We start from the raw sequence: 13382 nt of genomic DNA on the forward strand, positions 1-13382 counted from the left end.
TCAGTTCTCGTAAGGGTCTGCGATTGTTAACCTGTCTATTATAAGGAGGAAGGGAAAAAATGCTAGAAAAGGATTTACTAAATTGGCCGTTTTTGCCAAAATCAAGCCACCCTACCCCTTAAATTAGGCTTCCCTATGTTTTTAGACTCCCTGCTCTTTAGTGCCAATGTTACCCTTCCCACCATTCTTATGCTTCTCTTGGGCATTTATCTTAGGCGTAAAAAAATGCTGGACGACAGCTTCTGCGAAACGGGTTCCAAACTGGTTTTTAATATCGCTCTGCCAGCCTATCTCTTCTTGAGTATCGTAAATAATCCAGCTGACTATGGCAGCCAAATTCCCTTGGTACTGGCAGGGATCTTGGGGTCAATTTTGGTCTTTGTAATTAGCGAATGGCTGGCCGCCCGTTATATTGAGCAACGGGCGTATCGGGGGATTTTTGTGCAAGGGGTTTTTCGGGGGAATACGGGGATTTTGGGCCTGGCCCTATGTATCAACGCCTACGGCACAGCAGCCACGGCACCGGCTTCGGTTTATACCGCCTGCATTACCCTCTTTTTCAACGTGCTGGGCGTGCTGACCCTTAGCCGATCTCTTAGTGATAAAAAAATGAGCTGGGCCAATGTCTTGAAATCCTTGGCCAAAAACCCGCTGATTATTTCGATTTCCTTGGGGATTTTGGTTTCAAAGCTCGGCCTTGAATTGCCAACGCCTTTGCTGAAAACAGGTGATTATTTGGGCAAAGTTGCTCTGCCCTTAGCCCTGATTTGCACCGGGGCCAGTTTAAACTTCAAGATGCTGAAAAAACTGGACAAGGACAATGCCAGCTCCTCTGTGGTTATCTGGGCCAGCCTAGGGCGGCTTTTGATTGTGCCCTTGCTCATGGTTATCTTGGGCAAGTTCGTCTTTGATCTCAACACCATTGCCCTGGGCATTCTCTTTTTAATGGCCTCCACCCCAGTGGCGGCAGTTAGTTATCCTATGGTGCGGAGCTTTGGCGGAGATGCCACGGCGGCAGCCAATTTGATTGGCGTTACCACCCTAGGAGCCATGTTTACCTCCAGCCTGGGGATTGTGATTTTACGCTCTATGGGTTGGATGTAAGCGGTTTAAAATCTGCATTTTTTTGCAAAGAAAAAAGCCAATCTCCTTATGAAATTGGCTTTTCCTTTATTCAAACAACTTAGGCTGCTTTAGGCTTAATAGCCGCATAAATCACACCGGTAATCAAGGAACCGACTGCAATGGCACCTAGGTACATAAGCGGTTGTGAAACAAACGGAATCACGAACAAGCCGCCGTGTGGGGCATTAAGTGTAATACCTAAACCAGCTGAAATGGCACCGGCAGTTGCGCCACCGATAATGCTGGAGACAATCACCCGCACAGGGTCGGCCGCCACGAATGGTAAGGCCCCTTCAGAAATAAAGCAAAGGCCTAGGATAAAGGCTGTGTTGCCGCCGTTGCGTTGGTTGACCGTGAACTTGTTGCGGGCAATCCAGGTGGCAATGGCCATTCCGATTGGTGGCACCATACCGCCGGCCATGGCTGCTGCCATTGGTAGGGTGGCATCAGAGGCAATCATACCGACAGAGAAGGTATAGGCTGCCTTGTTGACCGGGCCGCCCATGTCCACACACATCATACCACCTAAGATGACACCCAGTAAGACAGCGTTAGTGCCGCTGATGGACTGCAACCAGCTGGAAAGAACCTGCATAATGGCTGCAACCGGTGGGTTGATAAGGTAGACCATAGCCAAACCAACAATAGCCGTGCCTAAAAGAGGCAGAATGAGGATTGGCTTAAGTGAGGTAAAGCTGGCTGGCAGTTTAATGGCATCGTTGAGGAACTTGACCACATAACCAGCTAGGAAACCTGCAATAATCCCGCCTAGGATACCTGCCCCGGCACTGGTTGCCAACATACCGCCGGTTAGACCAACCGCCAAACCTGGACGGTCTGCAATGGAGAAGGCCACATAACCAGCAAAGACCGCAATCATGAGATGGAAGGCTGCCCCACCACCGATGTCCATGAGGGCTTTTGGCAGACCGCCTGCGATGTTTGGATCTTCAAAGGCCTTGATGCCGAACATAAAGGAAATGGCAATCAGCAAACCACCGGCTACCACCAAAGGCAACATATGGGATACCCCGGTCATCAGGTGCTTATAAACGCCCTTCTTCTCGTCCGCAGATTCAGCACTGTCGGCCTTGGCTGCACTGGCTTCGCCATTATAAATCTTGGCTTCCTTAAAGGCCTTGTCGAATTCCTGGGCAGTTTTCTTAAGAGCTAGACCAGTTGAGGTGCGGTACATAGGCTTGCCCTTGAACTTGTCTAAAGGCACATCAATATCGGCCGCCACAAAGACCAAATCGGCCGCTGCCACTTCTTCAGCCGAAATCGGATTACCTGCCCCAACCTGGCCACGGGTTTCCACTTTGACATTCCAGCCCTGGGCCTTGGCATAGTTCTCAATGGCTTCGGCCGACATAAAGGTATGGGCCACGCCTGTTGGGCAAGCGGTTACTGCTACGATATTTTTTACAGATGAGCCAGAAACAGCTGCTTGGGTTGCTGCTGCAAAAACTTGCGAATTTTTTACCGCTTGTTGCAGGCTGGCTTCTGGCGCATTAAAGGCCTGGTCTAGATCCAAGACAGCACCTTGCTTGCCTGCCGCCTGGGCCGGTACATTTTGATTGAATAAGACCACAAAGTCCGCCACTTCTGGGCGGGCTACAGTATGGCCTTGGGCCTTGGCAGCGGTTTCTAGCACTTGGTTCACGAGGAACTGGCGTGCCTTGCCGAGGGTTGATGGGTAAATAAAGGAGATATTCATTGGTTGTCCTTATGTTAGTTTTAAAATTTGGTTCTATACTCCCTCCCCCGCTTGCGGGGAAGGGTTGGGGTGGGGGCCTAATCTTCAATTTTTGACCACCCCATACGAGCCGTATGGGGTTTCTCAAACTAAGCCGTTCCACGGCTTGGAGCCACAGAGTGGCTCAACTAAATAACCTAGCACGGCTCGTGCTAGGTTTAGCTAGCTCCCCCCACCCTAGCCCTCCCCCGCAAGCAGGGGAGGGGATGATTTACAGAGCTGTAATTTCGACCTTCTCAAAAATCGCTTCAAGCCCTACTCTATCACTCACCCCCACATTACTCTGCCCCACTGCCATAGCAGAAGTAGCACTTGCAAATTTAAGGGTTTGGGCCTTGTCCCAGCCTTGGGCGAAGCCGTAGATAAGGCCTGCGACCATGGAATCGCCTGCCCCTACGGTAGAAACCACATTTTCACAACGTGGTGGCTGGGCCTGGAGGACGCCTTCATCATTGATCCAGATAGAACCCTTCTCACCCATAGAGATGATCACATTGTCGATCCCCTCTTGGCGGAGTGCTTGAGCAGCTTCAATCACGGCTTCAAGGCTGTCTAGCGAACGGCCAGCCCAGACTTCTAGCTCACGGCGGTTAGGTTTAACCAGCCAAGGGTTGGCTTTAAGGCCATAGGTAAGGGCGGCATTGCTGCTGTCTAAGACCACCTTGAGGCCTTGCGAACGGAGGGATTTGAGCCAATCGGCAAAGGCTTCTGGGCTGACACCACGAGGCAGGGAACCACAAACTGCGACTAAGTCGAAATCTTCCGCCCAGCCTTGGGATTGAGCAGTGAAATCCGCCCAGTCTTGGGCACTGACTTCAAAGCCCATAAAGTTGAGATCGGTCACATCAGCTTCGGTTTCGGTGATCTTGACGTTAATCCGGGTCTTGCCGGCCACTCTTTGGAAGCGGTCGTCAAAGCCATTGGCCTGGAAGGACTGGACGAAATCGCCCTGGTTGTCCTGGCCTAGGAAGCCGGTCACGCTGAGTTTGGTGCCTAAATCGGCCAAGACCTTGGCCACGTTAATCCCCTTTCCGGCCGGATAGAGGCCTAGGGTTTCCACCGTATTGACCTCACCCACCTCAATTCGGCTGAGACGGCCGACCAGGTCAAAGGCTGGGTTGAGGGTCACGGTGGCAATGCGTAATGTTTGTGCCATCTTATTCTCCCAAACCTGCTTCAATAGCTGCCCCAATGCCATCTAGGGCCTTTTGGGCTTCCTCACCGCTGGCAACAAAACGCAGGCGGTGGCCCTTTTGTACGCCAAGGGCGACGATCTTCATCAGGCTCTTGGCACTGACTGGCTGGGTATCACGATCGAGGTTCTGCACCGTAATGGTGGCCTGATATTTCTTAACCTCATTAACCAAGACTGCACTTGGGCGGGCGTGAAGGCCGTGTTCGTTTTTGATGGTAAAGGTGGCTTCCAATTCACCTGCACTTGCAGAATTTTCCACTTTTTCAGCCGCTTGTTGCGGGGCTACTGCCGCTTGGGCAACGACCTCAATGCTGTCTGGCACGGCCACTTCGCTGCTCACGCTTTCACCGAGTCCTGCTGCAAAGGCTTGGCCCAGGGCTTCCATGGCCTCTTTGGCATCCTCACCCTCGGCGACAAAACGCAGGCGGTGGTTGTGGGTGGCACCCAGGGCTACAACCCGCATGGTGCTCTTGGCATTGGCTGGGGCAGCAGGACGATCCAGGTTTTCAACCGTGACCTTGGCCGCAAAAGGCTTGAGGGTTTGAACTAAAACCGCACATGGACGTGCGTGAAGGCCGTGTTCGTTACGCACAGTAAAGGTGCCGACAACCTGACAAGCGGTTGGATTTTCAGGATTTTCTGCAACTTGGGCAGGTTTGGATTCACAACCGCAGTTGCAAGCCTCACCACAAAGGAGGGCTAGAACCTGTTCAGCAGAAGCCGCGGCCAGGGCTTGGCGGGTTTGGGTATCAAGCAGGCGGCCTAGATGGGCTTGTAGGCTGTCGTCCACGGCTGCAACCGTAATCAGGGTTTGACCATCTTTGGAACGGGCCAGGGCTAGGCCATTGGCCAGGTTGCCAGAGGCAGCATCATTCACAAAAACCTTGTCGCCCAAGTTCAAAGCTGAACCGGCCAAGGCTTGGCTGATAAAGGCCTGATTGACATAGCCGGCTTCTTGTAATTTGCCAGCGTTAATGGCGGTTAGGGTAATGAGACTGGAGCTGTCCACATCTAGGCTAACCAAGTCTTTAGCCACCACAGACAGGGCCTTCTTGCCACTTAAGATGGCAGCAAATTCTTCCACATCCTGGGTCTTGGCCAGCTTATCAGCCGCTTCTTCATCACTTAAGACCGTGGTTAATTGGCGGAGCAGGGTTAGGTGTTCGTCAGACTTGGCCGCAATCCCAATCACCACATAGGCGGTGTTGCCCTCGCCCCACTCTACCCCTTGTGGGAACTGGTAGATCTGCACGCCGGTTTCCTGCACCAGATCACGGGTGTCTAAGGTGCCGTGGGGAATGGCAATCCCATTGCCTAAAAAGGTGGAGGTTTGGGTTTCACGGGCCAGCATGCCGGCCTCGTAGCCAGCTGCTACGTTACCGTTAGCCACCAGGCCAGCAGCCACCAATTTAATGGCCTCTTCCTTGTTGGAAGCTGAACCATTTAGCTGGATGTTTTTTGCTGATAAATTAAGCATTGATACTCCTTGAGAGGTCAAAAAATAAAACGAGTGAATTGTACTCCTTTTTTTGCTAAAACGGTGCAGTTGTGTAAAAAAAGTTTGAAATTTACACAAGCTCTAGGCCTAAGCAGCAGCCTACAAAAAACCTTTGATCTACCTCACAAAAGAAAAAAAATCTCCTTGAATTGTAAAGTTTTGTCTGTTAGATTGCCCTGCAATTATCTTCTTCCTTTTATTGACAAGGAGTTCCACTATGCAAGCATCCTCCGCCCAGCACGCCTCTTCATTCATTCAGCAAATCTCCACTGGCCGCTGTGCCGACCCATTTGGCTTTTTAGGTCTCCACCCTGGCCAAGACAAGGGCCTGGTGATCCGCACCTTCCAGCCTGATGCCCTTGAAGTAAAGGTGATTGATATCAAGGGCAAGAAACTGGCCACTATGCAGCAGGTTGATGAGCGGGGCTTCTTCCAGGCGGAATTTGTTCGCAGAAAAAACCCTTTTGCCTACCGCTTGTTGGTGACCTATGCCGATGGCTCGGTGCTGGATGTGGAAGATCCTTATCGCTTTAAATCGCATTTTTCAGACTTAGACAACTGGCTCTTGGCTGAAGGTACACAGCTTCGCCCTTATGAGAAATTAGGGGCCCATTTGGTCACCCAAGATGAGGTGGGCGGTGTGCATTTTAGCCTCTGGGCGCCTAATGCCCAGCGGGTATCAGTGGTGGGGGATTTCAACCAGTGGGACGGTCGCCGCCATGCCATGCGTTTCCACCCAGACAGCGGGGTTTGGGATATTTTTATTCCTAATGTGCCAAAAGGTGCCCTCTATAAATATGAACTTTTGGATCGCAACGGCCAGCTCCGCCTCAAATCCGACCCTTACGCCTTCTTCTCCCAGCTCCGCCCAGATACGGCCTCCATCGTCTCAGGCCTGCCGAGCATTGTAGAAGGCTCTGAGGCCCGCAAGTTAGCCAATGCCTTTGACCAACCCGTTTCCATTTATGAAGTCCATCTCGGCTCTTGGCGGCGTAAACCTGAAGATAATCAATGGCTTAACTATGATGAAATGGCTGATGAATTGATTCCTTATGTTAAGGAAATGGGCTTTACCCATATCGAACTTTTGCCTGTGTCAGAATTTCCTTTCGATGGCTCTTGGGGCTACCAGCCAACAGGGCTTTATTCTCCAACCAGCCGCTTTGGCTCGCCTGATGGCCTGCGTTCCTTGATCAGCAAGGCCCACAAGGCAGGTATTAACGTAATTTTAGACTGGGTGGTGGGCCACTTCCCAACCGATGCCCACGGCTTGAGCTACTTTGACGGCACTCACCTTTATGAGCATTCCGACCCCAAAGAAGGCTTCCACCAAGACTGGAATACGCTCATTTTTAACTACGGCAGACACGAGGTGCATAACTTCCTCTCTGGCAATGCCCTTTACTGGATTGAACGCTTCGGCATTGACGCTTTGCGGGTGGATGCAGTGGCTTCCATGATCTACCGTGACTACTCTCGCAAAGACGGCGAGTGGATCCCCAACCGCTACGGTGGCCGAGAAAACTTGGAAGCTATCGACTTCCTCAGCCGCACCAACACTATGTTGCATAAGGAATCCAGCGGGGCTTCTATTGCCGAAGAATCAACCTCCTTTGCAGGTGTAACTGACACTGAAAACGGCTTGGGCTTTGACTATAAGTGGAACATGGGCTGGATGAACGACACCCTACGCTATATGAAAACCGACCCAATCCACCGCAAATACCACCACAATTTGCTGACCTTCGGCATGGTTTATCAGTACAGCGAGAAATTCCTCCTGCCAATTTCCCACGATGAAGTGGTGCACGGCAAGGGCTCCATGTTGGAAAAAATGCCAGGCGACTGCTGGCAAAAATTCGCCAACCTGCGGGCCTACTACGGCTATATGTGGGGCTATCCGGGCAAGAAACTCCTCTTTATGGGTTGCGAATTCGCCCAAGGGCGGGAATGGAACTTCCAAGACAGCCTAGACTGGTTCTTGCTGGGCGAGGAAAACGGCGGCTGGCACAAGGGCATGCTCAACTGGGTGCGGGATCTCAACCACTTCTACCGCAGCCACCCGGCCCTTTACGAGCAAGACTACAACCCAGAGGGCTTTGAATGGCTGGTGGTGGACGATGCCGAACAATCTATCTTCGCCTTTGAACGCAAGGCCAAAGACGGCTCCAGCGTGATTGTGGTCAATAACTTCACCCCAATCCCACGCCACGATTACCGCTTTGGGGTCAATGAACAAGCCACCTATAAGGAAGTCCTCAACTCCGATGCCGCCCAATATATGGGCAGCAATGTGGGCAACTTTAACGATCTTCAAAGTGAAGAGATTGAATCCCACGGTAAGGCCCATTCCATTAGTTTGACCATTCCGCCTTTGGCGACCATTTACTTGGTTAAACAAGGCGTTGCCAAGAAGAAAACCATGAGAAAGGCGGCGGTTAAGAAAACGGCTGAAACAGCGGAAGCTAAGCCGAAAAAGACAGTTGCTAAAAAAGCGACCGCTAAGGCAGAAACGGCAGAGAAAAAAGCGACAGTGAGAAAGCCGAAAGTGACAAAGGTTAAAGAGACCAAGGAATAAATCACACGCTCGAAAAGCTCCCCTCTTTAGAAAAGAGGGGCAGGGGAGATTTGACAGCCGTGAAAGCGGAGAGAGGGGCTGATTAGACCAACGAATTTTCCTCCTCTGAAATATCCCTCTCTCTGATATTGCTTCTGCCAAATCTCCCCTAACCCCTCTTTGCTAAAGAGGGGGATCGGATCGAGGCAAGGACAAGTTTATCCAGCTAATCCATATATACAAAACCCAAGGATCCCTATGCAGTATCAATCAGGACGCCCTTTTCCATTAGGCAGCAAACTTACCACCTACAACAAAAAACAAGGGGTGAATTTTGCCATCTTTTCTGCAAATGCCACGGCAGTGGAGCTTTGCCTCTTTCTTGAGGGCAAGGAAATCCGCCTGCCTATGGTCTTGACCGATGATATTTGGCATTTATTTGTAGAAGGCCTAAAGGCTGAAACCCTGTATGGCTTTCGGGTTTATGGGCTGGTGGATGAGGCAGTCGGCAAGCTCTTTAATCCACAAAAACTCCTGCTAGACCCTTATGCCCGTAAGATTGTAGGCTCTGTCGATTTAAGCTCTGATGAGGCCTGTGCTTGGTTTAGCTGGGACGATCAGCGGGATAATGCTGATCGGGCACCAAAATCGGTGGTGATCGATAACGAATTTGACTGGCAGGGCGATACCAATCCTTTTACGCCTTGGGCGGATACGGTCATTTACGAGGCCCACGTCAAGGGCTTTAGCCAGCTCAACCCTGCCCTGCCTGAAGCTATCCGTGGCACCTTTGCCGGCCTGGCCCACCCTGCTTCTATTGGGCATTTTAAACGGCTGGGCATTACGGCAGTAGAACTGCTTCCTGTGACCTTTCATATTGATGAAACCCACCTGCAACGGGCAGGCCTGTGTAACTACTGGGGCTATAATGTGCTGGGGCATTTTGCAGTTGATCCCAAATTGGCCAGCGATAAAACTGAGCCACTCAATGAATTTAAACAGATGGTTAAAACCCTACACAGCCATAACATCGAAGTGATTATGGACGTGGTCTTTAACCACACGGCTGAAGCCGGCAAGGACGGGCCAAGCCTCTGCCAGCGGGGAATTGACAATCCTGCCTATTATTGGCTGGATGAAAAAAGTGGCTATGTAAACTGGTCGGGCTGTGGCAACACTCTCAACATCTTTAACCCTGCCACCCTGCGTTGGGTGATTGACTGCCTCTGCTACTGGGTGGAAAAATGCCATATTGACGGCTTCCGTTTTGACCTAGCAGCCGTCTTGGGCAGAACCCCAAGTTTTTCGGAAAAGGCCTCCTTTTTTACCGCCATTCAAAGCAATTCCAAGCTGGCCCACATTAAATTGATTGCCGAGCCCTGGGATATTGGCTGGGGCGGCTATCAACTAGGCTCCTTCCCTAAGCCTTTTGCCGAATGGAACGACCGCTATCGGGACGATATGCGTCGCTTCTTCTTGCAAGAATCGGGCGATTTGGCCAGCTTTGCCCGCCGTTTTGCCGGCAGTGATGATATTTTCGGCAGCCACCGCCTGCCGGCCAATAACATCAACTTTTTAACGGCCCACGATGGCTTTACCCTGCAAGATCTGGTCAGCTACAAGCAAAAACATAACTGGGCCAATGGCGAAAATAACCGAGACGGTCACGGCAATAACATCAGCAATAATTTTGGCATTGAAGGCCCAAGCGACTCACAAGCGGTGCAAGATTTACGAAAATCTGCAAAACAGGCCCTGCTGGCCACCCTCCTCCTTTCAGGTGGCACCCCCATGCTCTTGGCCGGTGATGAATTGGGCCACAGCCAGCAGGGCAACAATAATGCCTACTGCCAAGACAATGAAATAACCTGGCTAGACTGGCAAAAGGCCGACCAAGATCTGATCGATTATGTGGCAGGGCTTATCCAGCTTCGCAAACAAATTAAACTGCTTCACAACAACCAGTGGTGGAGCGAAAAAGAGGTGCAGTGGTTTAGCCCACAAGGCCAGCCGATGGTTCAGGAAAACTGGCACGACCACAGCACAAAAGCACTACAAATTTTGATGGAGGATCTATACTTAGTCCTTATCAACGGCAAACAAGGCCAACAAGACTTCTTATTACCTCAAGGCAAATGGCAGCTGCTTTTAGGCCAAGAACACACGCTGATGACAGATACGCCTGCTGTTACGCTCACCCAAATGGGCGTATGCGTTCTTCAAAAGATTTCATAAACTTTTAACTTTGGAGAATCCCCTATGCTTACACAGGAAATTTCAAACCTAACCTCTATCCGTGACATTACCAACGAAACCCTTGTCCTCATTCTTGCAGGCGGCCGTGGTTCTCGCCTTTATGAGCTAACTGACAAACGAGCCAAGCCTGCGGTTTACTTCGGTGGTAGCCGCCGGATTATCGACTTTGCCTTGTCCAACTGTATCAACTCCAACCTGCTCAAGGTGGGCGTGATTACCCAGTATGCAGCCCACTCGCTCCTGCGTCACTTGCAACGGGGTTGGTCTTTCCTGCCTTATGAGCGCAACCAATATATTGATATGTTGCCAGCCCGCCAACAAATTGATGATACGACTTGGTACCGTGGCACAGCCGATGCGGTTTATCAAAACATGGAAATCATGAAAAACCACTATCGCCCGAAATATGTGGTCATTTTGGCTGGCGACCATATCTACAAGATGGACTACACCCAAATGCTCAAGGATCACGTGGACAGCGGGGCAAAATGTACAGTAGGCTGTATTGAAGTGCCTCGCCACGAAGCCACTGAATTTGGGGTAATGGCCGTGAATGATAAATTACAGGTCAAGGCCTTTGTGGAAAAACCGTCTGACCCACCAGCCATGCCAGACCGTCCGAATTCTTCCCTAGCCTCCATGGGGATCTACGTTTTCAACGCAGACTATCTCTATCAAATGCTAGAAACCGAGGTTTCTAACCCAGACACCTCCCACGACTTCGGCAAGGACATCATTCCAAAAGCCGTGGAACAAGGCGTACTCTATGCCCACCCATTTGAGCGCTCTTGCAAGGGCCGCAATGCTACAGGCTCCATCTACTGGCGTGATGTGGGCACCATTGACAGCTACTGGTCTGCCCATATGGACTTGGTCAGCGAGAAACCAGAACTGGATCTCTACGATGAATCTTGGCCAATCCACGGTCGCCCACAACAAACGGCACCGGCCCGCTTCTTCTACAATAAATCCCGTGACAGAACCCTGGAAAACTCACTGATTTCAGGCGGCTGCGTAATTACCGATGCCGAAATCAGCAACTCAGTTCTCTTTAACCGTGTGCATGTTGAGGGCGAGTCAGTGATTGAGCATAGTGTCGTTCTGCCACAGGTTCACGTGGGCAAAAACTGCATCATTAGACGAGCTGTGATCGACCGCCATTGTGTTATTCCAGACGGTTTACAAATTGGGGTAAACCCAGAAGAAGATGCCAAACGCTTCCGCATCAGCAAGGGCGGGATTGTTTTGGTTTCTCGGAAGATGTTGGAGAAGTTGAAGTAAGGTAGAATATACCCCTCTAACAATTCCCCCCTTTGAAAAAGGGGGGCTAGGGGGATTTAGCTACCTACAAGCGGGGCAAAATTTACTCATTTTTGCAAATTTAAGATTGTTCTCTGTTTTCACTTCCGTAAAAATCTCCCCTAACCCCTCTTTTTCAAAGAGGGGAACTGATCGAGCGGAAAATCAATTCTTCACTTTTATTACCTTATACAGGAAAACACCAAATGAAAATCCTCCATATTTGCTCGGAAATGTATCCGCTGATTAAGACAGGCGGCCTGGCTGATGTTATGGGTGCCCTACCCTATGCCCAGCAGGCGGCAGGTGATGATGTTCGTGTCCTTATTCCCTACTACCCACAAGTGGCCGAAAAGATTGGCGAAACCGTGGAGGTCACCACAGTCGGCACCTTTGCAGGCGTGGTTACCCTGCGTTTTTCCTACTTCAACGGCTTGGGCGTTTACTTAATTGACGCACCTCATCTTTTCGCCCGCCACGGCAACCCTTATCACGATGCCAACTACCAAGACTACCAGGACAACTACAAACGCTTTGCCCTCCTAAGCCTGATCGGCGCCCAAATTGCCTCAGGCCTAGACTGGTGGTGGGGCCGTGCAGACGTGCTCCACGCCCACGACTGGCAGGCAGGTCTAGCCTGTGCCTACCTCAAACACTGGCAAAGCCCAGTGAAAAGCGTCTTTACCATTCACAACATCGCCTATGCTGGCCGCTTCCAAGCCCATCATTTAGCCGAACTTGGCCTGCCTTGGCACCATTTCTCCACCAATGGCCTGGAATTTTACGGCGAGATGTCCTACCTCAAGGCCGGGCTTTATTTTGCCGATCGGATCACTACCGTCAGCCCAACCTATGCCCGTGAGATCTGCGAACCAATTGCCGGCGGCGGTATGCACGGCCTGTTGCTAACTCGTCAATATGAAGGACGGTTACGGGGCATTCTAAATGGGGTGGATGAAATGGTATGGAACCCGGCCTCAGATAGCAGTATCGTAGCCAACTTCACAGCCCAAGACCTGCAAGGCAAGGCCATCAACAAGGCCAAACTGCAAGAATATTTCGGCCTGCCGCAAGATCCAAGCAAGATGCTTATGGTGATGGTCACCCGCTTGACCGAACAAAAAGGGGCGGACTTCCTGCTCTACTATATCGACCGTGTTATGGCACTGGATGTGCAATTAGTGGTGCTAGGCTCTGGCTCGCCTGACTTGGAACACTTCTTGCGGGAAGCTCAGGCCCGTTACCCAGAGCAGATCGGGGTCAAAATAGGCTATGACGAAGCCCTGTCCCACCAGATTATTGCAGGGGGTGATGTGATCTTAGTCCCAAGCCGCTTTGAACCGTGTGGTTTAACGCAATTATATGGTTTGAAATACGGCACACTACCACTGGTTCGCCGCACAGGTGGCCTAGCCGATACGGTAGTCGATAGCTCCAAGGAAAACATCGAAAACCACACCGCCACCGGCTTTGTCTTTAACGATCCGAATGCCGAAGGCTTCCTTGAGGCCGTCACCCGAGCCAGCCAGCTCTGGGCCAAACCAAACCTTTGGGCAAGCGTTCGCCAAAATGCTCTGGCTCAAGATTTTGGCTGGGGCAAGGTGGCAGGGCAATATCAGGCCCTCTACTACGAGATTTAAGAGGCTCTACCAAAATAAGCGGGGCAGGAAAGCAAAAAACTTGCAAACCTGCCCCG

General features: G+C 51.1%; 8 protein-coding genes. 5 read left to right on the forward strand and 3 right to left on the reverse strand.

All coding sequences use genetic code 11. The annotated features are described in order from the left end of the window. Nucleotides 1-135 precede the first annotated feature (135 nt). Nucleotides 136-1104, forward strand: a complete 969-nt coding sequence (locus A4G20_07695; GenBank protein ID QIW16221.1) for a malonate transporter — start codon at nucleotides 136-138, stop codon at nucleotides 1102-1104. A 79-nt stretch (nucleotides 1105-1183) separates the two neighbouring features. On the opposite strand, the gene A4G20_07700 is transcribed toward A4G20_07695, so the two are convergent. The 3 genes from A4G20_07700 to A4G20_07710 all read right to left on the reverse strand — a co-directional run bounded on the left by A4G20_07700 (nucleotide 1184) and on the right by A4G20_07710 (nucleotide 5553). Next, nucleotides 1184-2842, reverse strand: coding sequence for a PTS fructose transporter subunit EIIBC (locus tag A4G20_07700; GenBank protein QIW16222.1), 1659 nt, complete (start codon nucleotides 2840-2842; stop codon nucleotides 1184-1186). Between the two features lie 250 nt (nucleotides 2843-3092). Beyond that, a complete protein-coding gene (locus A4G20_07705) occupies nucleotides 3093-4037 on the reverse strand; it encodes a 1-phosphofructokinase (protein ID QIW16223.1) in 945 nt (314 codons plus the stop codon). A gap of 1 nt (nucleotide 4038) precedes the next feature. Further along, complete coding sequence (locus A4G20_07710; protein QIW16224.1) at nucleotides 4039-5553, reverse strand: PTS fructose transporter subunit IIA; 1515 nt, start codon at nucleotides 5551-5553, stop codon at nucleotides 4039-4041. Nucleotides 5554-5791: 238 nt separating this feature from the next. Between A4G20_07710 and A4G20_07715 the strand changes: the two genes are divergently transcribed. The 4 genes from A4G20_07715 (at nucleotide 5792) to A4G20_07730 (ending at nucleotide 13326) form a co-directional block, all read left to right on the forward strand. Beyond that, the gene (locus A4G20_07715; GenBank protein QIW16225.1) at nucleotides 5792-8152 is read left to right on the forward strand and encodes a 1,4-alpha-glucan branching enzyme; all 2361 of its coding nucleotides are present in this window, start codon (nucleotides 5792-5794) and stop codon (nucleotides 8150-8152) included. Between the two features lie 237 nt (nucleotides 8153-8389). Then, the gene (locus A4G20_07720; GenBank protein QIW16226.1) at nucleotides 8390-10366 is read left to right on the forward strand and encodes a glycogen debranching enzyme GlgX; all 1977 of its coding nucleotides are present in this window, start codon (nucleotides 8390-8392) and stop codon (nucleotides 10364-10366) included. 24 nt (nucleotides 10367-10390) lie between these two features. Next, on the forward strand, nucleotides 10391-11668 hold the full coding sequence (locus A4G20_07725; protein ID QIW16227.1) for a glucose-1-phosphate adenylyltransferase: 1278 nt from the start codon (nucleotides 10391-10393) through the stop codon (nucleotides 11666-11668). A gap of 224 nt (nucleotides 11669-11892) precedes the next feature. After that, entirely contained in the window at nucleotides 11893-13326 is a 1434-nt protein-coding gene (locus A4G20_07730) for a starch synthase (protein QIW16228.1), read from the forward strand. Nucleotides 13327-13382: the final 56 nt, after the last annotated feature.

The organism is Pasteurellaceae bacterium RH1A (genome assembly GCA_012221805.1).
Taxonomy (GTDB): Bacteria; Pseudomonadota; Gammaproteobacteria; order Enterobacterales; family Pasteurellaceae; genus RH1A.

Bases quoted from the DNA above. Each gene is read 5' to 3' on its own strand.
- A4G20_07695 (QIW16221.1), top strand. From the start codon at position 136: ATGTTTTTAGACTCCCTGCTCTTTAGTGCCAATGTTACCCTTCCCACC.
- A4G20_07700 (QIW16222.1), bottom strand. From the start codon at position 2,842: ATGAATATCTCCTTTATTTACCCATCAACCCTCGGCAAGGCACGCCAG.
- A4G20_07705 (QIW16223.1), bottom strand. From the start codon at position 4,037: ATGGCACAAACATTACGCATTGCCACCGTGACCCTCAACCCAGCCTTT.
- A4G20_07710 (QIW16224.1), bottom strand. From the start codon at position 5,553: ATGCTTAATTTATCAGCAAAAAACATCCAGCTAAATGGTTCAGCTTCC.
- A4G20_07715 (QIW16225.1), top strand. From the start codon at position 5,792: ATGCAAGCATCCTCCGCCCAGCACGCCTCTTCATTCATTCAGCAAATC.
- A4G20_07720 (QIW16226.1), top strand. From the start codon at position 8,390: ATGCAGTATCAATCAGGACGCCCTTTTCCATTAGGCAGCAAACTTACC.
- A4G20_07725 (QIW16227.1), top strand. From the start codon at position 10,391: ATGCTTACACAGGAAATTTCAAACCTAACCTCTATCCGTGACATTACC.
- A4G20_07730 (QIW16228.1), top strand. From the start codon at position 11,893: ATGAAAATCCTCCATATTTGCTCGGAAATGTATCCGCTGATTAAGACA.